A 25371-nucleotide genomic window follows, 5' to 3' on the forward strand; every position below is an offset into this window, starting at 1 on the left:
TTATAACTCTACATCCGTGCCTTTTATGCCTTGCAACGAGGGCCGCTCCACCAACGGCAGGCGTGTTTGCTTGCCGGCTTTGAGCGCAGAGGGCTGATAACTTAAATCGGCTGCTGTATGCGGGGAGGGATTCGGGGAAGAGGCCGTCGGCGCATGATCTGCCGGCAGTGTTGCCGCTGCATCGCTGCGCTCGCTGGGCGGTGTAACGGTGACCGACTCTTGGCTGCCACCGCCTAAATACGCACGGGATTTGGTGCCAGACCAACCATCTTGTCGAGTTGGCGCGGCTTTGGGGCTAATGCCACGAAAGTAGCTTTGTTGCTGCTCATCCAACGAATGAAATAGCGTCGTCGACTCACGCGTCGACAAAAACCCAGCATTGCCCGGCGCCTCGGGCAGACGAGGGCTGCGACCGTCCATGCCAATTTCATCCAGGCTTCGCAATCGTGTTTCTACCGGCGTGGCATTTTCTTCGGCATAAGCCCGTGCCAATTGGTAGGGCAGCCGGCAGCACGCGTGGGGCTGATCTCTAACCACACGCACCATTTGCCGATAACTACGCAGCGGGGGAGGCGTTGTCATGGGGTGTTCTCCTTGGCGATTGGCCATTGCACCAGTTGATTTGCAAACCGTCCGCCCATGGCGGCGGCGCGGTAAGGCGACGCATTTTTTACCTCTGCCAGTGGCCCCATGACCAAGGCCATACTGCGCGATTGCTGGGGCCCGCTTTTTAGTGTGAATAGCGTCAGTGGTTGCGCGGAAAGGCGCTGCTCAGCCATGCGCTGCTGCCATTGCTGAGCCAGCGCTTGAGCGTCGTCACTGCTGGCGACAATTGCCACCAACACACCCACCTGCGTCTCGCTGCCTGGCTCTACTAGCCAACTCGCCAGACTCAGATCAGCGTAGTCCAGAGGCTGGCTGGCCGAAGCCAGATCGAGGGAGAAAGCCGGTGGCATTTGAGCGGCGTCAGGGTTACGCAGGTACAACGTCAGGCCAGTGGCGGTGGCTACTAACAGCAAACTGATGGTAATAATCAACTTCATTGAAACGCCTCCGTGCAAGCTCACTATACACAGGCCATCGGGTGCCATCCACAGCCTTAATATGACAAGGCTTACAGCGGTGGTAGACTGCCGAACTCTTTAACTATTAACGAGGTTATCAGGTGACCTTCACCCTCTGGTTGTCCCTTTTAGTGGTATGCCTGCTGGGCGCCATGTCGCCCGGCCCCAGCTTGGCCATCATGGTCAAGCATGCGTTGAGCAGCGGTCGCCCCCATGCTTTAGCCGCTGCTTGGAGCCATGCTCTGGGCATTGGCATTTATGCGGCGGCAACGGTAGCCGGCCTGACTTGGCTATTGCAGCAGGCGCAGTGGCTATTCACCGCCATCAGTGTGGCTGGGGCTGTTTATCTGGCTTACTTAGGCTGGCAGGCGCTGCGCGCCAAGGGTGGGGTGATGGCAAGCTTAACCGGTGGCGCTCACGTGCCTCTGCATCAAGCCGCCAAAGAGGGAATATTAATTTCTCTGCTCAACCCTAAAATTGCGTTGTTTTTTGCCGCGCTATTCAGTCAGTTTTTAACCGCAGACCCTTCCTGGCAGGCCAAGCTGCTGTTGGTGATCACGCCTTTATTGGTGGACGGCCTTTGGTACACCTTGATTGCCCTGCTGATGTCTCACCCCAAAATAGTGCCGGCGTTGCAACAGCGTGGGCAACTGATCGATCGCATTTCTGGCGGCATTTTGCTGCTGTTGGCAGCACGCGTAGTAACTCAGATATAAACCTAACACCCAAATTCGACTAGGCTCACTCATCTAAGCAACCCTATTTATTCGCCAAGAGGGGCCCACATGTCTACACCAATGGCGATTCCCATGTCGCAGCGTTTATCTGCCCAGCTACTGACCGTAGCCTTGCTACCTGTCGTATTGTTGTGCGTGCAAGCCGTATTGGCATGGACCTCCAGCACCTCCGTTGCGCAACGACTGACCAGCTTATACCAAGACCGCATTACACCGGTCACTGAGCTAAAAGTCATCAGTGATGCCTACGCCGTCAAGGTGATTGATGCCGTCAACAAAGCCAATGCGGGCTTAGTGTCAGTGCAGCAAGCCATGACGGATATTAATAGCGCACAGACACTGATTGACGACGCTTGGCAACAGTATCAGCAGCGTTCGTTCAGCGCCGACATGCAGCGAGCTAACCTGCAAGCGCAGGCAAAATTTCAGGCAGCCGACCAAGCGATTAGTCAAGCCATGCAAAGGTTGTCGCAAGTGAGGGGCAGTGGCGCAGGGCAGCTAGACGATATCGACGGCCCACTGTACAACGCCATCGACCCAATCAGTGATCATATCAATGAGTTGATAGCGATGGAGCTGGGGGCAGCAGCAGAAGACCATCGCAGCGCAAAGCGACTGATCGCCAGCAATGACGGTTGGATGGTGATTGTCGTATTGCTGGGGGTAGTTTTGTCTCTGGTGGCTGTTGCCTGGCTTTATCGACAGCTGCAGCAGCAACTGGGCAGCGAGCCCAAACACTTATCCGAACAAGTTCAGCGCATTGCCAGTGGTGACTTGGCCACCGGCACGACGGCCAAGTCTGCAGAGGGGAGTGTTGCTCACCACTTGGAGACTATGCGTCGCCACTTGGCCGGCATTGTGCAGGATTTGAATCAGCGCAATCAGGCGCTTAATCGAGTGGCCCAGACGCTTAATCATCGCAGTGGTGAGATTTTATCGTCGATGTCGCAGTTACATGAGCAAACTGGGCAGGTGTCGACGGCCATCACAGAAATGAGCGCTAGCATCCAAGAGGTAGCAGGCAATAGCGCACGCAGCAGTGAGTCGGTAAAAGGCATACAAGCCAGCCTGCGTTCAAGTCGCGACACCACCGCTCAAGCGCAAGAAAAGACCAACGCACTGCATGAGCAACTGCAGCACAGTAGCCAAGATATTGAGGCTTTAGCCGACAACAGCCAAAAAATTGGTGCCATCTTGGATGTGATTAATGCCATTGCGGAGCAAACCAACTTATTGGCACTCAATGCTGCCATCGAGGCCGCCAGAGCAGGGGAGCAAGGGCGTGGTTTTGCCGTGGTTGCAGATGAGGTGCGTTCATTGGCACAACGCACCAATGACTCCACCAGCGAGATTCAAGCCATGATCGCCGATTTGCAAGCGAGCAGCACACGCTCCGCCGACTCCATGCGAGTCAGCCAGTGCGATGCCGAGCAAGCGTCCGAGTTTAATCATGCGGTGATGGCCGCCTTCACTGAGCTATCAGACAGCTCCCAGCACGCCGCCGACATGAGTGTGCAAATTGCCGCCGCGGCGGAGCAGCAAAGCAGCGTAGCTGGGGAGATTGCCAGCAACGTTCAAAGCATCGACCAGTACGCGGAAGATTCGGTAGGCAGCGCCCGCCAGTTGCACCAACTCAGTGAGCAACTAGAACAAGAAGCCGATGCCATCGCTAAGGGAATCGGATACTTCACCATTGCCAAGACTTAGCGGGCCTGGGCACAGCCAGGCTCGGCGCTGAGTCGCGGGCTGAAGGCCTGTGAGCTTCGGGACATTAGTAATATCACGGCGAAATACTAGCGTTGGCGCAAAGTCTACCGCGACCACACAAAACCACGTAAAAAACCTGACAGTTACAGTAGTGAGGGGGCGCTGGGTCTATTAGTATCGCGCGCCCTTAAACCACTAGATTCACATGCATGGCCAAATCTCAGCTTTTAATAGCCACTCTGGCATCTACCTTGATCGCCTGTGGCGGCGATCAAGATAACCTCGCATACATAACGGAAGAGACAAAACAATGACAAAAACATCTTTATACACGGCCATGCTGGCCGCATTCCTCACCGGCTGCGGCGGCGAATCATCAAGCAGCAATAGCACACCAGAGCTAACCGATCCGACAGTCAGACAAGGCGAACCGGGCACATATGCCTACTATGAAGCCGGTGATTGCGGAGACTTATCTGAGATCGACTTTGATCAGCTGGCCATTGAAAGTAGCAGCAAAGACTATAGAGGCAAGCCCACCAGCAATGCTGCAACCGCACTGATTGATAACAGCAGCGGCGATGTATGTCTCAATGGTTCTTTGGCACAACTGACTGTCAGCGGCGGCTATGCCTATGTTTATGTGTCTGGCTCAGTAACCACAGTTACTGTGACGGATAGCAGCGACGATGTGTATATATTTGGCTCAGTCGACACCATGACGGTGACAGATAGCAGCGCCGACGTGCATGTGTTTGGCACCATTGGTTATCTCATATTGGATGGCGGCACCGCCGATGTGTATACATCAGAGGTGGCTAGCTATGACAATTTGGGTGGCAGCAGTGATGTTATGGACCTGTCTTATGCTGGTTTCGATTAACTGCGGGTAGATTTACAACCAAAGCGGCGGAGCTAGCCAGGTTCCGCCAAACGGACAGGAGCCGTATTATGCCCGATATTTCCGATAATTGATATTATCGGAAATATCGGATTCCCGTTTTTCACTTATGACCAGTGCCGTTTGCTTAGCATCAGCTTGGTCTTTCTGCTGCTTAAAACTGGCGGCCCGTTCATCGAGCCGCTCGCGTTTTTACTGTTCTGTAGCAATGCGCGCTGGCTTACCGCGCATGCGCCGTCCCAGCGCACTCAGATCAGCGCCCACCAGATACAGGTTGGGAATCAACAGCAAGGTAATGACGGTGGCAAACAGCACACCAAAGGCCAGCGATACCGCCATCGGGATAACGATTTTGGCCTGCAAGCTGGTTTCCAACATGATCGGCATCAGGCCGATAAACGTGGTCAGTGAGGTCAGCATGATGGCACGGAACCGTCGTTGACCCGCGGCCAATACCGCTTCTTTCACGCCAATGCCCGCGCGGCGCTGCTGGTTGATGTAATCCACCATCACTAAGCTGTCATTTACCACCACGCCGGCGGCGGCAATGATGCCAAACAGTGAAAAGGAACTGATGCCCATGCCTAACAGCAAGTGGCCATATATCGCACCGATCACGCCAAACGGAATCACCGCCATAATCACCAAAGGCTGACCGTATGAGCGCAGCGGGATGGCCAACAAGGCATACACCAACAACATCGACAAGGCAAAGTTACGCAACTGCTCGGTTTGGCTGTCGATTTCATCCTGGATGCGGCCAGACAGTTCACTGCGCACGCCGTCATAGCGCTGCAGCAGCTCCGGCAGGAAGTTATCGCGAATGTCCTGCGCGACTTTTTGTGGCTCTACCACAGCGCTGTTGACTGAAGCCCATACGGTCAGCGTGCGCGCTCCATCTTCACGGCGAATGGATTCTGCGCTGCGCGTCACCTCAAGCTCGGCTACTTGTGCCAGCGGCACACTGGCACCCGTTGGGGTTTGAATGCGGGTATCGGCCACATGCCCTAAAGCATTGCGCTCCGTTTGCGGATAGCGCAGCATCACTTTGACCTCTTCGCCATCGCGCAGGATACGCTGCACTTCTAGGCCATAAAAACTGGCATTCATCTGCCCCGCCACACTGGCCAAATCCAGCCCTAGGCTTTGACCCAAGGGCGTGAGACGCAACCCCACTTCCTGACGCGTCGATTGCTGGCTGTCGTTGATATCGCCCACGCCTTCGATGCGCTCCAGCTTTTGCTTGAGCTCTGCGGCGGCGGCGGCCAGTTGTTCGTGATTGCTGCCAAACAGTTTAAAGCTGATGTCACCGTCTTCGCGTCCACCGCCGAACACGTCCTCCTGAATCGACAGCGATTTTAAGCCAGGAATGGCCGGCATGGCCTCACGCCAGCGCTCAGCCAGGGCAAAGGTGTCCATCGGTCGCAGCTCAGGCTCGACCAGCGTGGTCATGATTTCGGCTTCGGTGCGCGAGTCCAGCTCGACATATATCGAGCTGATCATGCTGCGGCCACTCTCCTCTTCGATCTGACGGTCCACTTCACGAATCATGCGCTCAATCGCCAGCGCGGCGTCGAGGGTCGCCTGCTCGCCACTGTCGGAGGTCATTTCCAGTTGTATTTCCGGAAAATCGTGCGGCACCTTGGGCATGCCAATCATGCGCACCACACCGCCTTGCACCAAGCCTATGGTGATGAACAGTACGGCGATAAACAGGGCCACCACGCTGTAACGGTGCGCTAAAGTGCGACGTAAAAACGGGCCGTAACTGTGCTGGATAAAGGCTTGCAGGCGGGCGTCAATCCAATCCTGCAGGCGATAAATCGGGTTGCGGCTGTCTTTTTTCGGTGCCATGCCAGCTAAGTGAGCGGGCAAAATCAGCTTCGATTCCACCAATGAGAACAGCAGGCACAAAATCACCACCCAGCCAATAGACGCTGCTATGGCGGCATCTGGGCCGTCGCCGATCAACATGGGCAAAAAGGCGGCGACTGTGGTCAGCACACCAAAGGTGGCCGGCATGGCAACCTTTTTGGCTCCGGCAATCACACTGTCCATCGACTGACCACGCTGCTCGACTTCGGAATAAACGCTCTCACCAATGACAATGGCATCATCGACCACGATACCGAGCACCAGAATAAAGCCAAACAGGCTGGTTAAGCTGATGGTGACGTTGATCGGGTCCATCGGCATCATCATTAAGGTGCCAAGAAAGCACACCGGCAGCCCTACCATCACCCAAGCAGCCAGACGCAGGCGCAAAAACATCGACAACATCAAAAACACCAGCAGCGCCGATGCCCACATATTGCTGAGCATCATATCGAGACGCCCTTCTAGGTAGTAGGTCAGGTCGATCCAGGGCTCCAGAGTCATGCCGGCCGGCAGCGATGCTTGGCGTTGCTCAATGTACTCTTTGACGGCAGCGGCAACATCCGGCGTTGATTGGTCATTCGATGCGCCGACAAAAAACAGCACCGCGTCGTGGCCGTTAAACTTGTTGTATTGCAGCCCTTGTTCAAAGCCGTCATGCACCTGAGCGACATCGGCCAGCCGCAGCTGACTGCCATCGGCCAAGGTGCGAATGGGGATTTGTTCAAATTCGCGCTGCTGGTAGGCCTGATTTTCGACCCGGATGCCAATGTAGCCGCCATCGGTACGAATCTCGCCCGCGCTCATGTTAGCGCTGTAAGCGCGAATGCTGGCGGCGACTTGGGCAAAGGTGAGGTCGTATTCGCGCAGTCGGTCGCGTGAGACTTCGATGCTGATTTCATAGGCAGGGCCACCGTGAAACTCACTGACTTGCACCCTGGGCAACTGGCGGATTTCATCGTAGATGTCTTCGCCCAGCTTGCGGATATCGGCAAATGGCAGCTCGCCGTGCAGCGCGACCCACATCACTTCTTGGATGAACTTCTCACGCGTAATCAGCGGCGTTTCTGCGCCCGACGGCATGGTTTGAATGCCCTCGACATTGACTTTAACTTCATCGAGTACGTCATCAACGTCGTAGCTGTCGTCGACCTCCACCCAAGTTTGCGAGGCATTGCGCATGCTGTAAGTAATGACGCGTTTGATGCCTTGAATGCCTTCCAGCGACTGCTCGATCTTTTCCGTAATGCCGTCTTCTACATCCTGTGGGCCAGCGCCCGGATAAGCGGTGCTGATGGAAATCCAGTTAAATTCGAGCTGCGGGAACATCTGCTTTTGAATCGTGAAGGCAGAAAACATCCCACCCACCAGAATGAACACCATCAGCAAGTTAGCGGCCACTGGGTTGCGCGCAAACCAGGCAATCACACCTTGATGCGTATCAGTTGTCATGCCCTTCCCCCTCGGTCGCCACCGTCATGGTCGGGGCCATGCGTTTCAATGCCATACCATGGCTGGGGTACTGTAAGGCCGTGGTAACAATCGGCAATGGCTCATTATTGGGCAGCTGCAAGATGGCTTGCTCACCTTCCAGTCGCACTAGAGAGACTGGGCGCAAATTCAGCTCACCGTTCGTTAACAACGGCAGGCGGTCATTTCGCAGCCACTGATAAGGAATGCGTATGCTGTTGTCATAGCTGCGACCTTCGATGCGAGCGCTGACGTATTCACCAAAGCGTAACGGCCGCTCGAACTGATACGGCTGCTCCACCTGAGCGACGAGAAAGTGCATACGACTGGCATCATCCACCAGACCTTCACTGCGCACTATGGTGGCTGGCCAATCATAGCGGGCATCGCCCTGCTCCAGCGTTAAGGTGACACTGGCACCTAGGCCACCATCGACCAGCTGCTGCCAATGGCGAGCGGCGATGGGTAAGCGCACTTCACCACGGTCCATGGCATAGACAGTCCCCAAGGGGGAGCCTGGGGTGACATAGCTGCCCAAACCTGGCTGGCGCTCTACTACTAGCGCGGCAAAGGGGGCTTTTACCTCGGTACGTTGCAAATCACGCTGGGCACGTTGCACTTGGGCTTGACTGGCTTTGACGGCAGCACGGGCCTGCGCCAACTGCGGCTTGCGCAGCGCCAGCACGGTTGGGTTATCAACGCCTTGCAATTGCTCACGTGCCACCTTGGCCTGTGCCTGCTCGGTTTCAAGATTGGCAACGGCGGCGGCCAGTGCCGCCTCGGCATCCAGTAGCGCCGATTGATAGTCGCTGTCGTCAATACGCAGCATAACGGTGCCAGGCTCAACCTGACCGCCGCGCACAAACGCCGGATGAATATACGTAATGGTGCCGCTGACTTGTGCCACCAAGGTGGTTTGCTCGCGCGCGCTCATCACGCCATGAGATTCGACCTGCACCTGGATCGGCCCCGGGACGCGCTCGATTACTTCCACTTCCGGCACACTTTGGGTGACGGGCTTTTCTTCCGGCGGCTGTTTCAGCGCCGCCAAGCCCACGGCAACCAAGACACCCACCGCCAGAATCCCCAATGGCAGGACGATTGTTTTTAGCTTCATAATCCTAACTCTTGCAAACGGCGGCCAGAGTCTAACTCTGGCAACCTGAACATTTGATGAAAGCCGTCGCTTAATAGCTGCGGCGACGGAAATACACAGCGCCGATAAAGCAGGCCGCGCTCAGTACAGCGCCCGTCAGCCAGGTCCACCAAGGCTGGGGCGGCACAAATACATGGCCGTCGGCAAACTCGACGTTGGGCAGCGTCCAGCGAATAAACTCCAGCACCGAGCCAAGGCCGAGCAGCCAGAAAAAGATGGCCTCCAGCGCCGCTGGGATCAGCAAGGCCCACAGTAATGGCAGCTTGGTCGCCCGCGAGGACACCAGTAGCAGCCAGCAGGCCAGCGGCAAACTGGAGAGCATCACCGCCGCCACCACTTTGCCCTGTGCCCACAAGGTCGCCAGTGGTTGATAATCACCGGCCGTGCCCAATCCCAAGGTATCGTTGGCATCCAGCGTTGCTACCAGCAACCACTGAGGTATCCAGCTTGCTAGCCAGTAAACACAGACCAGCAGCACCCAGGGGGCCAGCAACTTGGCCAGCACCACCTGCCATTCAGGCACTGGCATGGATTGCCAGAACAGCAAGCTGCGATCGCGGCGCTCGCGATAGAGGCCGTCCAGCAAGTACAGATACGCCACCAAGAACCAGATCACGTAATAAACGATAAACAGCGTATGGCTGGCGCCGTTTAAGCTGCTGTCATCGTCCGTGACGACGCCACCGTCCAACTGCTCTAGGGTGTGCTCATTCAAACCGGCAGCCTCACCCGCTTGCAGCCATTGCTGGTGAAAATCCCAGTTGAATGCTGCTGGCGCGTTTGGCGTTAATGTCAGCGCTTCCTCCGCTGGCACCGGCGGCTGCGGAATCTGCGGCGGCGCTGGCACCTCGGCATCGTCACTCAGGTCGATGACCACAGTGCCATCAAAATTGAAGTCATCTAGGCCGGTCATCACAAACACGCTGGGCAACAGACCCAACAGCAGCAACACCAGCGGCACCCAGAGGAACTCCACCCGGCGCTCCCATACCTCGCGCTTTATCAGTGTCATTAACATGAGCGGCCCTCCTGCTCCATCAGCGCCACAAACACATCACTCAGGCTGGCCAAGCTGACCTCTCCCAACTGCGCCAGCTGTTCATCGCTGTGACCTTGCATTAGCAGGCGAGCACCGCCGAGAGTGCGCTGCTCGGCCACGGGCACCAATGCACGTGCGGCCTCTAGCTGCTCGTTTTTTACCTGCAGCTGGCGGTATTGCTGCTGCAGCGCTTCCATGGACGATTGCAATACTACTTGGCCCTGACGCATGAAAGCGGCATGGGTCAAAATGCCTTCGATTTCATCTACTTGGTGGGTGGTGATCACAATGGTGCGCTCTTGGTCGTAATAGTCCTCAAGCAGGCGCTGATAAAACTGGCGGCGATACAAGATATCCAAGCCCAGCGTGGGTTCATCCAGCACCAGCAGACGGGCGTCAATGGCCATGGCCAAAGCAAGGTGCACCTGAGTGACCATGCCTTTGCTCAGCGCTGCGATTTTGCGCTGCGGGGGAACATCGGTGGTGGCCAGTAGCGATTCAGCACGGCTGCGGTCAAAGCGTGGATGCACGCCTTGCATGTAATCCAACAACTGAGTGACCGTCATCCAAGCAGGCAAAATGGCGGTGTCGGCGATATAAGCCAGTTGCTCCAACATGCCGTGGCGCTGCTGCCAAGGAGATTGCCCCAACACCTGCAGCTCACCCTCTGCTGGCGTTAGCCCCAGCAAACAGCGCAGCAAGGTGGTTTTGCCAGCGCCATTAGGGCCAATCAAACCGACGATTTGTCCCGCTTCCACGGTTAGGTCGATGCCCTTTAATACTTGGGTTTTGCCAAAGCATTTTGTTAGCTGCCGGGCTTCAATCAATGCACTCATACATCCGGCTCCTGTGACGTGCGGATGGCATCGATAATGGTGTCGTGATCAATGCCCAGTTGTTTTATCCGTGCCAGGAAGGCGGGTAGCTCCTGCTCTATAAACTGACGCGCCTGCTCTTCTTGCAAAGCCTGGCGTGCGCCTGTGGCGACAAACATGCCTAACCCCCGTCGTTTTTCTAATAATTCCCGTGCCACCAGCTCCTGATAGGCTTTGCTCACGGTGAGATGGTTAATTTGATAGTCACTCGCCAATGCTCGCACGGAGGGAATAGCTTCTCCTTCGGGCAAGCTGCCATCGAGAATGAGCCCGATAATCCGAGCTTCAATCTGGCGATAAATGGGCTCTTTATCGTTCCATTCAGTCACAAGGTTTCATCCTCCAGTGGCTTCACAGAGCCGCTGCCAAGCTGGCGGGCATTGACCTCGGGGTTGCCGGCATAGCGCACATCGCCGCTGCCGAGAATGTTGGCATCCAGGTGCTGCGCCACGGTCAGCGTGACATCACTGCTGCCCAGCAAGGCAATGACCGCATCGTCGACCACCAATGCTGGCGCCTCGAAATCGCCCGACCCCAGCATTTGTAAGTTGAGCTTGGCCACGCTGCTGGCCTCATAAATTTCGATATCGCCCTGGCCGGCGCTGTTAGCGTTCAGGCGCTCGGCCGTCAAACGCCCCAGTTCGACATCAGCCGAGCCGGAGCTATTAATCATCAGAGTGTTGACTTGCCAGATTTGGCCTTTGATGTCACCGCTGCCTTGCAGCGACAATTCCAGTGCTTCGGTGGTTAAGTTCGTGCTGTAAACCTCGCCGCTGCCGCGGTTAATAATGTGCAGCTTTGGCTGTGTCATGGCAGCCAGATAAAGATTGCCCGACCCCAGCATTTCCACCAGATCTAACCGCGGCAGGGCGATTTTAATCTTGACGTCACTGGTGTTCGCCAGCGCTTTTACACGCGCATCCGGTTGCCAATGCACCTTCAAGCGCGCCCCTGCTTGTTTCAAGCGCAACGCTGAGTGCAATGCCGACGGGGCTTGCAGCCAAACACCATACTGCTCGGCTTGCACAATTTGCACCGCGACGGGTGCACTAATGACTACCTGAGTAAAGGCAGATCCACCCAGCGCCTGCGAAACCAAGGTGGCATCCTCCGGCTCCGCCCAGACGACGTTGACCCACAAACAAAAAACCATCATCCACTTCATCATCTGACCTTCCTTCACTGATCTTGCACCGACCATCAAGCCGAGCTATACGATGGGCGCCATGCTAGCCGTCATGCCGGCAAAAAACACCACCCCAAAGAACACTTCAAATACCCGATTCATCTGCATTACCCCTTCCATCCTCTCAATGCTTGCTTACGCAATGGGCGCCACACTGGCGGCCATGCCGGCCAAAAACACCACACCAAAAAACACTTCAAATACCCGATTCATCTGCATTACCCCTTCCATCCTCTCAATGCTTGCTTACGCAATCGGCGCCACACTGGCGGCCATGCCGGCCAAAAACACCACCCCAAAGAACACTTCAAATACCCGATTCATCTGCATCACCCTTCCACTCTCTCAATGCTTGCTTACGCAATGGGCGCCACGCTGGCGGCCATACCGGCAAAAAACACCACCCCAAAGAACACTTCAAATACGCGGTTCATCATCTCTCTCCTTTAAACGATGGGCGCCAGGCTGTAGCCCATCGCCGTCAGCATGACTGCACAAAAAGCCACTTCGAAAAAACGGTTCATGTAGTTCATCTCCAACCCCTTGCAGGCATCGCCTGAGTCATAGTGTTATACGCAACTATAACACCATATCTCAGGCTGGCAAGCACAGATTGAAAAAAATCCTTGACAACCCCTCGATCAGACACACAGAGGCAGGTCGCAAGCCCAGCAACCACGGGCCCTAGCGAGCATTTAAGCCGCGTCCAATAGCGATAGTGTCGGCGGTTGGATTTTGCTAAATTGCGTGTTTCCAAAGGCTCAGGCAGTGTTATGTTGTCCCAGGTACTACAACACCCACCCACACCTCTAATCGATCACCTAGATCACATAGACAACCCCCTCAACTACGCACGACAGGTGCTCCAACGCTTGCCAGAGCTGCGCGACATTGAAGGGGCTTACGATGATTTGGTGCACTCGCTGAGTTTTTTAGTGAGCTACAACGGCAGCATCGCCACCTTTAATAGCTATCGCCGTGAAGTTGAGCGCTTATTGCAGTGGAGCTGGCAGGTGCAGGGTTTGTCGTTGACGGAGCTTAGGCGCCAACATTTGGAAGATTTTGTGCGCTTTTGCCAAGCACCACCGCAAGCCTGGATTGGTCGCAAGCAAGTGGCGCGGTTTCATAACCAGCAAGGCTATCGCGTGGCCAATGCCGACTGGCGACCGTTTGTCACTCAAGCCGACAAACTGACCGGCGAGCATCCTGAGCAATTCGCTCTGTCGCAAAAAAGCCTACAAAGCATTTTTTCAGTGTTGTCGACTTACTTTAATTATTTGCTGCAAGAAGATTACTTAGAGCTCAACCCCATCAGCTTGATTCGTCAGAAAAGCAAGTTTATTCAACGCCACGCCTATAAAGAGCCGATTCGGCGCATTTCTAATATGCAATGGGATTACGTATTAGACAGCGTTAACGAGCTAGCACAAGAAAACCCGCACGAGCATGAACGCTCGCTGTTTGTCATGCACTGCTTATACGGCATGTATTTACGCATTTCTGAGCTGGTCGCCGATGAGCGCTCCACGCCCACCATGGGCGACTTTCAATGCGATAGCGATGGCCATTGGTGGCTACGCGTGGTTGGCAAAGGCAACAAGGTACGACTGGTGACGGTGTCTGACGACATGCTGGCCTCCTTGCAGCGCTATCGCTTGCACTTAGGGCTACCAGCACTGCCCACCGCCGGCGAGCAAACCCCACTGGTGCCCAAACTGCGGGGGCGCGGACCAGTCACCAGCACGCGGCAAATTCGCAACCTAGTGCAGTTTTGTTTCGATAGCGCTTACCAGCGCATGCGAGCGCAAGGTTTAGAGCAAGATGCCAATGAACTGCGCGTGGCGACGGTGCACTGGTTGCGGCACACGGGCATTTCAGAAGACGTGCGCGTGCGCCCCAAAGAGCACGTCAAAGAAGATGCCGGCCACGCCAGCATGGCCACCACCGACCGTTACATTGATACCGAGCTGCGCGAGCGCCATGCCAGTGCCAAAAACAAACGTTTGCGGCCGGATTATGACTAGCCGCCGATAAAATCGGGCTAACAGGTTAAAAAACGAAAAAAGGGGCGAACGCCCCTTTTGCTTAACCTGCTGGTTAACTTGGCACAGCTTTAACCACTAGTGCATGTACTGACCACCGTTGGCAGAAATATTGGCACCGGTTACAAAGCCTGCATCTTCCGCCGCCAAAAATGACACCACACGGGCAATTTCTTCCGGCTCACCGAAGCGCTTCACCGGAATCGACTCGCGGATTTGCTCCCGAATTTCTTCCGGCACATCCATAATCATGCTAGTGGCAATGTAACCCGGCGATACCGTATTCACTGTGATGCCTTTGCTCGCCACCTCTTGTGCCACGGCTTTGGTAAAACCGTACATGCCCGCTTTGGCGGCAGAATAGTTGGCCTGGCCAAATTGACCTTTCTCGCCATTAATCGAAGAAATATTAACGATGCGGCCCCATTTTTTCTCCAGCATGTCGTTGATCACCAAGCGCGTCAGATAAAACACCGAGGTCAAATTGGTTTCGATCACATCGTGCCACTGATCTGGTTCCATGCGCTTGAGTGTGGTGTCGCGCGTAATGCCACCGTTATTGACTAGCACATCAATGGTACCAAAGTCACTGCGAATGCCTTCAACGCAAGACTTGCAAGACTCCCAGTCGCGAATATTGCCAAACGCCACTGATACGTCATAGCCTTTGGCTTGCATCTCTTCTTGCCACGCTTGTGCTTTTTCATGCTTACCGCCGTGGTAATAGCCTGCAATGACCTTATAGCCATCTTCAGCCAAGCGGCGGCAAATTTCGCTGCCGATACCACCCGTACCACCGGTCACAAATGCAATGCGCTTGCTCATTTTTCTACTCCTTCAGGCGTCCATCTGAAAATCATCTTTTAATCAGTTGCCAATCTTCCGTCTAACAAGCGTTTCATTGAAAACGGTACGATTGGCCGTCGTCAGTTGCTGAACAGCGACGTGCCGTTCAGCCTCCACTGTGTTGATGACAGTAATATGAAGCCTAAGCTTAGCCTAAGCAGCTGTCGCTTCAGTCAGTACTAAATTATTAGTGCACCCGTTATGGGCGAGATTGTTCATTGACATTTGCTGACTGACAGGTGGCAGGTAACACAAGCGGTGTCCGACGCAGTTCGCCGCTGTTATAATGGCCGGCTTTTGATTTGCCACCTCAGCCAGGCCCGCATGAATTTCGTTGTCAAACTCTTCCCCGAGATCACCATTAAATCCCGCTCCGTGCGCAAACAGATGACCAAAATTCTGCGCGCCAACCTGCGCACCCAGCTTAAGCGCCATGATATATCGGCAGACGTGCAAAACCGTTGGGACAGCTTGGTCATAGTGGTCAATGAAAAGCACCATGGCGATGCCAATGTACGTCGCCATTGCTTGCGCATCCTGACGCATACGCCGGGCATTGGCAGCGCCCTAGAAGTAACCGAACACCCGTTCGAGAGCTTACCGCAAGCCTATGAGCTGATTCGTGACGAATACCGCGATGCATTGAGCGGCAAATCCTTTTGCGTGCGCATTAAGCGTGCTGGACAGCATGATTTTAATAGCCACCAAGCGGAGATTTATATCGGCGGCGGCTTACTCAAAGAAACCGACGCCCGCGAAGTGTCACTCAAGCAGCCAGAAGTCACCGTGCGGGCTGAAATCCGCAACCAAACACTGCAAATCGTTGGCCACGAGGTGCCTGGTTTGGGCGGCTTCCCATTGGGCAGCCAAGGCGAGGTGCTGTCATTGATTTCTGGTGGCTTTGATTCCATCGTCGCCAGCTATCTGATGAACCGCCGCGGCCTCAAAACCCACTACTTGTTCTTTAACCTCGGCGGCAGCGCCCATGAAATTGGCGTGAAGCAAGTCGCCCATTATTTGTGGAATGGCTATGGCGAAAGCCACCGAGTCAAGTTTGTCACCATTCCGTTTGAAAACGTCGTCAGTGAAATTCTGCAGCACGTCGAAACCAGCCAAATGGGCGTGGTGCTCAAGCGCATGATGCTGCGGGCGGCCTCGCAAGTAGCGTTTAAACTGCGCATTCCAGCACTGGTCACCGGCGAGGCTGTGGCCCAAGTGGCCAGCCAAACCATTACCAACCTAGCGGTGATCGACCAAGCCAGCGACCACATGGTATTGCGCCCGCTGGCAGCCATGGACAAGCAAGACATCATTAATATTGCGCGCCAAATCGGCACCGAGACCTTTGCCGCCAACATGCCCGAATACTGCGGCGTTATCTCGGTGAGCCCGACCACCGTTGGCGATCGCAAGCTGGTAGAAAAGGCAGAGCAAGCATTCGACATGGAAGTGCTTAACAGCGCCATAGGCAACGCTCGCATACAACGCATTGATGAAGTGCTGGATGGCGCTGAAGAAACGGGCTTAGACTCCTTAGAACAGGTCTATACGCCGGCGTTGAGCGATGTGGTCATTGATATTCGCCACCCCAATGAAAGCAGCGAAACGCCACTGCACCTGACGAACAACAAAGTGCTGAGCATTCCATTTTATGAGCTGGATAGCCGAGTGGCAGAGTTGCCAGAGGCACCGCGCTACCTGCTTTACTGCCAGCAAGGCACCATGAGCAAAATTCACGCGCACCATTTAAACCAACAGCAACCCGGCCAATTTGGTGTTTTGCTCGACCCGCGCTAAGCGCCTTCTGAGGCAGAAATAGAGCTGCTATCATGCGCTCTTTTTCTACCACGGCAAACGACACCATGGCACGAGTCATCAGCTTTAACATCAACGGCATTCGCGCCCGTCAGCACCAGCTGGAAGCGCTGCGCAAGCACTACGACGCCGACATTATTGGCCTGCAAGAGACCAAAGTTCACGACGAGCAATTCCCGCTGGCGGACGTCGAATCATTGGGGTATCACGTCGAATACTTTGGCCAAAAAAGCCACTACGGCGTCGCCCTGCTCTCTAAAACCAAGCCAGTCTTTGTGCAAAAGGGCTGGCCCTGGGACGATGAAGACGCGCAAAAGCGCATCATTCACGCCCGCTACGAACTAGACGGCGACACCATTGACGTGATCAATGGCTACTTCCCGCAAGGTGAAAGCCGCGACCATGAAATTAAGTTTCCGGCCAAACGCCAGTTTTACGCCGATTTAATGCGCTACTTAGATGAAAAGTTTACGCCTGAGTCCAAGTTGGTACTGATGGGCGATATGAACATTTCACCGCAAGACATCGACATCGGCATTGGCGAGCCCAACCGCAAGCGCTGGTTAAAAACCGGCAAATGTAGCTTTTTACCGGAAGAGCGTGAATGGTACGACCGTTTGCTGGCCTGGGGCCTGACGGACAGCTATCGCCAATTAAACCCAGACAGCAGCGAGCTGTTCAGCTGGTTTGATTACCGCTCCAAAGGCTTTAACGACGACCCCAAACGCGGCCTGCGCATCGACCATATTCTGCTGACCGCACCACTGGCACAAAGCTGCCACAATGCCGGCATTGGCTACGATATTCGCGCCATGGAAAAGCCTTCCGATCATGCACCGATTTGGGCGGATTTTTAGGCTGCCGCCCCTTTTGCCCGCACAGGGGTCAGAGCTTAAGCTCTGACCCCTAGAATGGCTATTTCGCTATAGCTCTCTTGCTGTTTCAAAAATCTGGAATAGGCTGTCCTGCTAGACTGTGTTTCCAACTCATAACGCTGCCAGCATGCGCGCCTTTGCAGTGGAGGCGAAGCCGCGACGAAAAAGGCGTCGCCGTGCCTGGCCTGTTATATTTAGTTGCGACCACCCTGAGACTTTACCTTTGGCAACTCCGGTAATTGGTTGCTTGAGAAAACCATCGCAATGTCTCTGATATCGCCCACAGAAAACTGTATGGGCTTGGGCGGTTCTCCGTTCTCACCGAACAGAATAAAGCGAAATTCGCTTTGATATTGGTACTCCGAGAACTTTCTGAATGGCCCCATTTGGCCATGATAGTTTCGTTTATCAACGTATTCGACCGGACCGTATAGCAGCCGCTTACCGGCGTCCTGTGCTGCCGCCCTGTAGCGCCTCACAAACTCCTTTAAGTCAGTTATGATCACAGCCGCATCCCCGAAGCCAATGTTTCGCTCATCGAAATGAAAGTCCGGCTTATCAGTAAACATATACATACAGAGGATGTTTCTGCTTTCTTTTTCTCCGTACCGGCACATCAACGGGCTTTGCGCACCGCCAATCGGCGTCCAGTTACCGGATCTGTCTCGAATCGAGATTTCTTTGAACTGCCACGCTTCATCCACTCCTTCATGAGTATCTGACCGGAGTGCATCAGACGATTCAACCGTAACGAAATACGCGTCCGTATTCATGTACAGGTTCCCGTCAAGGAAGTCAGCCACGTACTTTTGAGGAAGAATCTTGGCTAGTATGACTCCGTACGACATAGTTCCCTTCAAATATAACGCTTCAAGAAGCGGCACGGCTTGCCGCGTCCGACTTACTTGACTTGTTAGATGATTTTGAATCGCTTACTTTAGTGGAGAGGAATATATCTGAATAGATTCCTTTCAATGACGCGGCTAATACAACCATACCAGCAATAAAAATATACAGATCGATTTCCTTTAATAGCTTTCTGGCATCTTCATTGATCGTTCCTGCAACTAAAAGAACTCCACAAACCACGCCACTTGCTTGAAGAATTGCATTAACCATAACAGCCTGATTGAATTCTTTTTTCGCCTTATGGCACCTGAATGCATAGATCGCAATCAATACAACACCAATAAAAGCGGAGGGAATAAATATGGCTTTATCCATTTCCTTTCCCTCCTTTTTTTACTGAGTCACCAATTAGACCACCAATAATACCGCCTAATATCGCACCAAGTGGTCCACCAACAGAAGCACCGAATATAGCACCTCCGGCTGCAGCGCCTAATACTCTTGAGTTATCATCTGACTCTTCTTCTGGTGTGGGTGGTCGGTGATAAATGTTGAAATCAACATCCAATATTTCTGCGCCACTAGCTTCGTGATTAGTGTGATTAACAATTCCTGTAGGGTATTCCCAGACTTCAAACTTTAAATGGATCTCTTGATCGCAGTTATCACAAAGAAGATCAACATATGCAGCGTAATGATTCTCTTCGCCCATGCCTCTTTCGGAGCCTGACTCTGCTTCAAAAGTAATTTCATCTTGCTTCAGATTATGTTCATGGCCGCAACTTATACACACATAAGTTGCTTCAGCAATTATTCCATCACTCATAAATATCTCGATGCTTCCTTAAATCATCTAACGCCGCCAACAGCGGCCGAGCGTAGCGAGGTCCAGCACACGCAGTGTGCGATGCTGCTTGGCCTTGTTAAGCATTTGCCTCTGCACTCCAATTTTTAAACCACTCTACAGGCAAACATACAGACTCACAGTCTAACTGCTGAAGTTCAGACAGTGAGTATGTGTTAGCTAAATAGAGATCCCATTGTGTTTCTACATCCGCCAACACAGGCATGATCTTCTCAATTATTTCTGGCGCATCAATGTCACAATACTCGTTCCAGAAACGCTCACACCATTCTGCTATTTGCTTATGGGTATATGGCGATTTCTCTGTATTTTCTCCATATGAAAGCAAAACTAAGAAGTTCTCTTTGCTGTAATCCATCTCTATCGGTTTGCTCAATTTCATAATGATGCTTAACAGATTATTAGTGTGCGCGCCTTTTTTTCCAGCTAGAACCATTCGAGGCATCTCTGCCAGCCCATTGATTTATAGCTGGATGCTTTCTTTTCTTCCTTATTCCCTGCTTGACAAACGTGCTTGCCTACTATCCACACCTCAAAGCGCTGGGACTCAAAGGCTAACTCACTAATTTATCAAGTAGTTAAGCTACCACCCTATGGGAATACAGGCAAGCCGGCCTGAAAAGCGTACCAGCTTTTTGTTATCCCAAGAAATATACTGGTTGTATGAACAGCATCTCTTTACATTGAGTCTCTAGCCGCTTCTTGGCTGATTGCTCTAGGTTTTCGCGCCTTAGCAGGTCGCCTAAGTTGGCCATGACTGTGCCCGCAGGGGCTGCCTGGATGGCAGCACCTGCCAACATTCTGCCGGGATTGTTGGCCTTGCGGGAAAGAAAACGCAGATAAGGGGTCAGAGCTTAAGCTCTGACCCCTTTCGTAAGTAGCCACAAAGCAACGGAGCTTTTGTTATTAAAAGCGTGGAAGCGTGAGTTAAAAAAGCATCACCCTATTTAACTCAGGACACCGCTATTTTGCCCCTGCAAAACTCCCCGGTGCCATGCCGTACTCATCCATGCTGGCGATATAGTCGAGCCATTGGCGTGCGGTGCCGGCCGATTGCGGCAGCTTTAATGCCTGGCGAAAAAACGCACTGGCCTCATTGCCCATGCCGGCCTGAAAGGCACTGCCACCGGCGAGCAATAATAACTGCGCGCGACTTTTATCACTGAGTTCTTTCTCTAACGCTGCTTTGGCATTGTCGATCACCGCCTGATGATCGCCGTCTTGCATGGCCAACTGCGCAGCGCGATACAATAATTCACCGCTGTCTTTGGCATTTATGCCCGGCGTTTGGCTGGCTTGCTGCAACGCTTGAATGGCCTGCGCTCGCTCGCGCCCTTGCTGCCAGGCCGTGGCTAATAAACGCCAATTTCGCTCCGTTTGCTCAATCACACCGGATTGAATGCCCTGCGCCAAAATGCGCCCAGCACGTTCGGGCAAACCTTGGTTGATTTGCAACTGCACTAATAACAGAAGGCTTTGGGTTTGCTTTAAATAGCCGCCCGCGTAAGCCGTTTCTAATACCGTCAGTGCTTTCGCCGCTTGGTTTTGTTGCTGATAAATACCGGCTTGCTGCTGCCAATAGCTTTCTTTTTCTGGCGCTAAGGCAATCAACACATCCAACGAGCGCAAGGCATTTTGCCATTGGTTTTCACGGTATTGCGCCACCATTAACATGCGCCACCAGTTTTCTTGCGGGCTTTTACCCAGCTGCTGGCGGCGCTCAATGGCTTGCTCTACCCAATTAATGGAAGACGCGTAGTTTTCTTGCAACTGATACGCCGTGGCCAGGGTAATCATGGCCATCGGTTGCACAAACTGGGCGCTTTTGCCGGTTTTTTGCTGCTCTGCCAGTTCAGCTTGAATGAGTTTTGGCAGGCGCTGCTCGAGAGTTTGCTGGGCTTTTTTGGCTTGCTGCTCGGCCAAATACAATTGCGCCACGTTGGTGGCCATGCCGGATTCTTGCGCCGGGGCAAAGGCGTTTTGCGCCAGCGCTTGTTCAAACTCGGCAATGGCCTTGGCGTTATTTTCTTGCGCCAGCCAATATTGACCCGATAGTTGTAACGCCAATGCCTTACCAAACCCGGGCTGCAAATCCTCCAATAATTCATCCAGCTCTTCGCGTGCTTCGGCCCAGTTTTCTTCTGCCAGCAGGGTTTGAATATCGTTGAGATTTTCGTAAGTGGCGGGCGATAACGTCGATGCCTGTGCCGCACCTGCAGAAAGCAACGCTAAAAATAACCACAACGCAGCACACCAAGGTCGCATCAGTTATCTCCCAACTTAAATTCAATGGTTTGCGTTGCCGTTTGCGCTACCGGTTTGTTATCGACCATTTTGGGTTTGAATTTGTAGCGGTACAGCGCCATCACCGCCTCACGCTCGAACACACCCGGTGGCTTGGAATCAATGACTTCCACGTCGTCGACGGTGCCTTCTGGCGTAATGGATAAACGCGCCGTCACATAACCTTCTTGGCGGGCGCGCAACGCGCGACGTGGGTATTGCGGCTGCACTTTGACCAGCGGCAACACTTCACTGTCGCCCATGCCCATGCCGACCACCGCATCGCCTAAGAAGGATTGATTGCTGACGCTGAGATCGGCGGCAACATCGGGAAAGTCAATCTGCAGTGATTGCACCTGAGTGCTTTGCTGCGCCACGGCAGTATCGGGCAAGGTCGGCTGCTGCGGCTTGGGCGGCTCTTTGCGGCGGCGCTCTTTGAGCTGAGTTTCGCTGTTTTCTTTTAACCGCACAAAGTCCACCACGGCTTGCTCTTTGGCCGACTGCTGTAATTCAGCAGGCCCCAACACCATGGCATGCATGGCATAAAACAGCACTAGGGTGACGGCAGTTGCCAAGCCAGAGGCCAACAGCAAACGCATCAGTCGGTTGCCTCTGCTGAAATCGAAATGTCCTCAACACCTGCCAGGCGAATTTGATCCATCACTTTGACCAGCAAGCCGGTGGATGAATGCTCATCCGCTTGAATAATGACCGCGCCTTCGGGGTTTTCGGCTTTCATGCGTTCGATATTGGGCCGCACCGAGCGCACATCGATGGCGCGTCGGTCGATCCAGATTTCGCCGTTAGCGCGAATCGCCACCAAAATATTGCTGCCTTTTTTCTGTTCAGCGGTTTGCGCACTGGGGCGCGACACCGTCACACCGCTTTCTTTCACAAACGAGGTGGTCACAATAAAAAAGATCAGCATGATAAACACAATGTCGAGCATCGGTGTGATGTCGATATCGCTGGCATCGGTGTCGCCACCTGTATGTCGACGAGCCATAACTTATTCCGTAACCAATAAATCGGTGAGCTGTTGCACGCCGCGCTCACTTAAACGCTGAAAACGTGCGCGAAAATACAAACCCGTCAAAGCAACCACTAGGCCGGCCATGGTGGGAATGGTCGCCTGCGAAATGCCAGACGCCATGGCGCGAGCATTCCCAGTGCCGGTCACTGCCAACACATCAAACACGCTGACCATGCCGGTGACGGTGCCGAGCAAACCCAGCAAAGGGCAAATGGCAATCAAGGTGGCAATGGACGACAAATAGGTCTGCGAGCGTTGGCGCTGGCGGCTGATGATGGCAGCGCGAATTTTACGCGCCGTCCAGCTGGTGTAGTCGCTGCGTTGCTGCCACTGCTCCGCCAATTGGCGGTTGCTGCGCGGCAAATCGCGATAGAAAAACCACAAGCGCTCTAGGATCAGACTCCATAACAGCAAGCAGGCGGCCAAAATGCCGTACAGCACTGGCCCGCCTTGGTTAAAGAAGTCCAGCAACCACTGCATTAGCCGCGCCCCTGACGTTCCAGCACTTCGGCCATCAGGCCTGCCGACTGCTCATCCAACACTTGAATCAGCGCTTTGCTGCGTGAGGCGACCCAGTTGTGGGCCAGCAGCAGCGGAATGGCGACAATCAGACCTAACACCGTGGTAATCAGCGCTTGTGAAATGCCCGCGGCCATCAATTTCGGGTCGCCGGTGCCAAAGTTGGTAATGGCCTGGAAGGTCGCGATCATGCCAGTCACGGTACCGAGCAGGCCCAACAGCGGCGCAATGCCCGCAAACAGTTTGATGATGGATTGGCCGCGCTCCAGGGCTGGCAGTTCGCGCAATACGGCTTCGTCCATGCGCGCTTCCAACACTTCGCTGTCAATGTTGCGTGGTAGATTTTGATGTACCGCCAAGATGCGGCCCAGCGGATTATCGTCACGCGGCTGATCGAGTTGTTTTTGCTGACGTGCCAGCTTGCTGCCCACACTGAGCAATACCAGCAAACGCCACACGGCTAACAACAGGCCTACCACGCCGACGGCCAGAATGATGTAACCGACCTCAGCCCCTTGCTCGATGCGCTCGGCCAAATCTGGCGAGTCCAGAGTCATGGTCAGCAAGGCGCCGCGGCTTGGGTCCAGCGCCAAAGGGGCAATGGCCTGACTACTGGCAAGATAGCTAGCCGCCTGCTCCGCCACCGCAGGCTGGCGCCCCAGTTCACGCAGCTGTTGTAACTCGCTGTCGTACGCTAAATAGCCATCTGAACTCAGAGCGTTAAAGGTACCGATGCGCACCACATCGCGTGCGACCGGCTTGCCGTCGACACCAATCACCTCGGTGTTAAAGGCGCTGATCTGACCATTGATGGTCATTTCTTGCAGCAAGGTGTGCCACAGGTTTTGCAGTTGCTGTAAATCCGGCAGCTCTTTGGCTTCGGCCAGGGTGGCCAAATCGGCGCGGCGCTGAGGCACTTCCACCTTGGTTAGGCTGTCATCGAGCACGGTTTGCAAATCGTTGGCGACCTGGCGCACCACGCCAAACATTTCGCCCAAGTTGCCGACCTGCATGCGCAGCGCTTCTTCTTTTTCTGTCAGCGCCACTTCGTTGTTGTCAAAGGCTTGCTTTAACGCATCGGCGCGTTGGCGCTCGGCGGCCAAAGCGGCCTTGGCCTGCTTAAGCAAGCGCTGTTGCTCGGCCAGATCGTTGCGAAACGCTGCCTGGCGGGCTTTATCCAACTGAGCTTCGTTGCTCTGGTAGTCGACGGTTTGCTCCAGCAGTTGCTGTAGGCGGGCTTCATCTGCCTGGGCAAAAACGCCCACCAGCAATGTCGCTAGGGCGATCAGAAGGTGTTTCATGATGCGCCTCCTTGCAGAGTCGGCAATGGCAAGGTCAGCAGCTGTGGCGCCGCCGTTTGACGGGCGACTTTCAACGCTTGGTTCAGATCACGTAGGTAGCCGCCATCCAGTGCTTGCCAGCTGTTTTGCTGACGCGACCACAGCCAGGCTTGTTGGCCATCGTTGGCAATGCGGTACAGAGCCACACGACCGATGCGCAAAAACTCATAGCTGACGCCATCGTCATTGGCGCGATAGGCTTCAATATTGCGGCCATAGTCGACTTCAATTTGGTAAGCCTCTAATACGCGGCGAAATTTTTCCGATACCGTCACATCGGCACGCGTCATCATGTCGCGCAGCAATGCCACGCGCGTGGCGCGCTCGTTGGGCAAAAATGGCGTGTCTAGCTCAACAAACTCGTCCAGCGAATCCAGCATGCGCGTCATCAGCGGCAAGATGCCGCGCTCGGTGCGCTCGATTTCGCCAATTTGGCGATCCAGCGAGGCCAGTTCTTGTTGCTGGTTGTCGACGATTTGCTGCATTTGCCGGTTGTAGAGCGCCAGTTGCTCCGCTTCGGCAATGGTTTGGCGATACTGCTGCAACAGCTCGCGGGTTTGATCATCGAGCTGGTCGATGCGGCGCTGATTTTGCTGGCCGCTGCGCTCGCTTTGGGCGACGGTATTTTTAGCCTCGCGCACACGGTCGGCGGCTGGCTCAGCTTGCACAGCCGCTACCAACGCCAACAGCGCGGGAGCGACGAAAAACGATGCCTTCATAATAAGGATCATTCCTGACGGTTGATGAGTGGCAGCCATTCTACGCACTCTTTATGAATCTTGACTGAACTGCTAGACAGCCTTTGGCATAAAAACGGCGCCGATTATGGCGCCCTGATCGAACAATGACAAGTTTGTGAGAATCATTAGCAATTAATGAGACCCACAAACCCGC

The 25371-nt window shown here is 54.2% G+C and carries 25 protein-coding genes; 6 read left to right on the forward strand and 19 right to left on the reverse strand.

The window, feature by feature from the left end:
- Both IE090_RS06830 and IE090_RS06835 read right to left on the reverse strand, forming a co-directional pair.
- The gene (locus IE090_RS06830; RefSeq protein WP_189387614.1) at positions 1–582 is read right to left on the reverse strand and encodes a hypothetical protein; all 582 of its coding nucleotides are present in this window, start codon (positions 580–582) and stop codon (positions 1–3) included.
- Entirely contained in the window at positions 579–1043 is a 465-nt protein-coding gene (locus tag IE090_RS06835; protein ID WP_189387615.1) for a hypothetical protein, read from the reverse strand. Before IE090_RS06835 ends, IE090_RS06830 begins: the two co-directional genes overlap by 4 nt.
- 122 nt (positions 1044–1165) lie before the next feature.
- Between IE090_RS06835 and IE090_RS06840 the strand changes: the two genes are divergently transcribed.
- From IE090_RS06840 to IE090_RS06850, 3 genes are all read left to right on the forward strand, one after another.
- The gene (locus IE090_RS06840; protein ID WP_189387616.1) at positions 1166–1780 is read left to right on the forward strand and encodes a LysE family translocator; all 615 of its coding nucleotides are present in this window, start codon (positions 1166–1168) and stop codon (positions 1778–1780) included.
- Positions 1781–1849: 69 nt separating this feature from the next.
- Entirely contained in the window at positions 1850–3508 is a 1659-nt protein-coding gene (locus IE090_RS06845) for a methyl-accepting chemotaxis protein (protein WP_189387617.1), read from the forward strand.
- A gap of 310 nt (positions 3509–3818) precedes the next feature.
- The gene (locus IE090_RS06850; protein WP_189387618.1) at positions 3819–4391 is read left to right on the forward strand and encodes a hypothetical protein; all 573 of its coding nucleotides are present in this window, start codon (positions 3819–3821) and stop codon (positions 4389–4391) included.
- 210 nt (positions 4392–4601) lie between these two features.
- Here IE090_RS06850 and IE090_RS06855 read toward each other — a convergent pair whose 3' ends face one another.
- From IE090_RS06855 to IE090_RS06880, 6 genes are all read right to left on the reverse strand, one after another.
- Entirely contained in the window at positions 4602–7736 is a 3135-nt protein-coding gene (locus IE090_RS06855) for an efflux RND transporter permease subunit (protein WP_189387619.1), read from the reverse strand.
- The gene (locus tag IE090_RS06860; protein WP_189387620.1) at positions 7726–8871 is read right to left on the reverse strand and encodes an efflux RND transporter periplasmic adaptor subunit; all 1146 of its coding nucleotides are present in this window, start codon (positions 8869–8871) and stop codon (positions 7726–7728) included. The genes IE090_RS06855 and IE090_RS06860 overlap by 11 nt, the downstream gene beginning before the upstream one ends.
- 70 nt (positions 8872–8941) lie before the next feature.
- Positions 8942–9928: an ABC transporter permease gene (locus IE090_RS06865; RefSeq protein ID WP_189387621.1), complete on the reverse strand. Its 987-nt coding sequence runs from the start codon at positions 9926–9928 to the stop codon at positions 8942–8944.
- Positions 9922–10785, reverse strand: coding sequence for an ABC transporter ATP-binding protein (locus tag IE090_RS06870; protein ID WP_189387622.1), 864 nt, complete (start codon positions 10783–10785; stop codon positions 9922–9924). The genes IE090_RS06865 and IE090_RS06870 overlap by 7 nt, the downstream gene beginning before the upstream one ends.
- Positions 10782–11153, reverse strand: a complete 372-nt coding sequence (locus IE090_RS06875; RefSeq protein WP_189387623.1) for a GntR family transcriptional regulator — start codon at positions 11151–11153, stop codon at positions 10782–10784. Before IE090_RS06875 ends, IE090_RS06870 begins: the two co-directional genes overlap by 4 nt.
- Positions 11150–11992 carry a GIN domain-containing protein gene (locus tag IE090_RS06880; RefSeq protein ID WP_189387624.1) on the reverse strand — a complete coding sequence of 281 codons (843 nt, stop codon included), beginning with the start codon at positions 11990–11992 and terminating at the stop codon, positions 11150–11152. The genes IE090_RS06875 and IE090_RS06880 overlap by 4 nt, the downstream gene beginning before the upstream one ends.
- A 791-nt stretch (positions 11993–12783) precedes the next feature.
- Between IE090_RS06880 and IE090_RS06885 the strand changes: the two genes are divergently transcribed.
- Complete coding sequence (locus IE090_RS06885; RefSeq protein WP_189387625.1) at positions 12784–14034, forward strand: tyrosine-type recombinase/integrase; 1251 nt, start codon at positions 12784–12786, stop codon at positions 14032–14034.
- A 96-nt stretch (positions 14035–14130) separates the two neighbouring features.
- Here the strand turns inward: IE090_RS06885 and phbB are convergent, their stop codons facing one another.
- Positions 14131–14877, reverse strand: a complete 747-nt coding sequence (gene phbB / locus IE090_RS06890; RefSeq protein WP_189387626.1) for an acetoacetyl-CoA reductase — start codon at positions 14875–14877, stop codon at positions 14131–14133.
- Positions 14878–15222: 345 nt separating this feature from the next.
- Between phbB and thiI the strand changes: the two genes are divergently transcribed.
- Both thiI and xthA read left to right on the forward strand, forming a co-directional pair.
- A complete protein-coding gene (thiI, locus tag IE090_RS06895) occupies positions 15223–16695 on the forward strand; it encodes a tRNA uracil 4-sulfurtransferase ThiI (RefSeq protein WP_189387627.1) in 1473 nt (490 codons plus the stop codon).
- A 32-nt stretch (positions 16696–16727) separates the two neighbouring features.
- Entirely contained in the window at positions 16728–17570 is an 843-nt protein-coding gene (gene xthA, locus IE090_RS06900) for an exodeoxyribonuclease III (protein ID WP_229815540.1), read from the forward strand.
- 212 nt (positions 17571–17782) lie between these two features.
- On the opposite strand, the gene IE090_RS06905 is transcribed toward xthA, so the two are convergent.
- The 10 genes from IE090_RS06905 to IE090_RS06950 form a co-directional block, all read right to left on the reverse strand.
- Positions 17783–18361 carry a hypothetical protein gene (locus IE090_RS06905; RefSeq protein WP_189387628.1) on the reverse strand — a complete coding sequence of 193 codons (579 nt, stop codon included), beginning with the start codon at positions 18359–18361 and terminating at the stop codon, positions 17783–17785.
- A 97-nt stretch (positions 18362–18458) separates the two neighbouring features.
- Positions 18459–18812, reverse strand: a complete 354-nt coding sequence (locus IE090_RS06910) for a threonyl-tRNA synthetase (protein WP_189387629.1) — start codon at positions 18810–18812, stop codon at positions 18459–18461.
- On the reverse strand, positions 18805–19263 hold the full coding sequence (locus IE090_RS06915) for a hypothetical protein (protein ID WP_189387630.1): 459 nt from the start codon (positions 19261–19263) through the stop codon (positions 18805–18807). The genes IE090_RS06910 and IE090_RS06915 overlap by 8 nt, the downstream gene beginning before the upstream one ends.
- Positions 19264–19360: 97 nt before the next feature.
- Entirely contained in the window at positions 19361–19684 is a 324-nt protein-coding gene (locus IE090_RS06920; protein ID WP_229815542.1) for a hypothetical protein, read from the reverse strand.
- A gap of 581 nt (positions 19685–20265) precedes the next feature.
- The gene (locus IE090_RS06925) at positions 20266–21567 is read right to left on the reverse strand and encodes a tetratricopeptide repeat protein (RefSeq protein ID WP_189387631.1); all 1302 of its coding nucleotides are present in this window, start codon (positions 21565–21567) and stop codon (positions 20266–20268) included.
- Positions 21567–22184 carry an energy transducer TonB gene (locus tag IE090_RS06930; RefSeq protein ID WP_189387632.1) on the reverse strand — a complete coding sequence of 206 codons (618 nt, stop codon included), beginning with the start codon at positions 22182–22184 and terminating at the stop codon, positions 21567–21569. Before IE090_RS06930 ends, IE090_RS06925 begins: the two co-directional genes overlap by 1 nt.
- Entirely contained in the window at positions 22184–22591 is a 408-nt protein-coding gene (locus tag IE090_RS06935; RefSeq protein ID WP_189387633.1) for an ExbD/TolR family protein, read from the reverse strand. Before IE090_RS06935 ends, IE090_RS06930 begins: the two co-directional genes overlap by 1 nt.
- Before the next feature lie 3 nt (positions 22592–22594).
- On the reverse strand, positions 22595–23098 hold the full coding sequence (locus tag IE090_RS06940) for a MotA/TolQ/ExbB proton channel family protein (RefSeq protein ID WP_189387634.1): 504 nt from the start codon (positions 23096–23098) through the stop codon (positions 22595–22597).
- Complete coding sequence (locus IE090_RS06945) at positions 23098–24438, reverse strand: MotA/TolQ/ExbB proton channel family protein (protein WP_189387635.1); 1341 nt, start codon at positions 24436–24438, stop codon at positions 23098–23100. The genes IE090_RS06940 and IE090_RS06945 overlap by 1 nt, the downstream gene beginning before the upstream one ends.
- Complete coding sequence (locus tag IE090_RS06950) at positions 24435–25196, reverse strand: DUF3450 domain-containing protein (protein ID WP_189387636.1); 762 nt, start codon at positions 25194–25196, stop codon at positions 24435–24437. Before IE090_RS06950 ends, IE090_RS06945 begins: the two co-directional genes overlap by 4 nt.
- Positions 25197–25371 lie beyond the last annotated feature (175 nt).

The organism is Bacterioplanes sanyensis (assembly GCF_014652515.1).
Taxonomy (GTDB): Bacteria; Pseudomonadota; Gammaproteobacteria; order Pseudomonadales; family Oceanobacteraceae; genus Bacterioplanes; species Bacterioplanes sanyensis.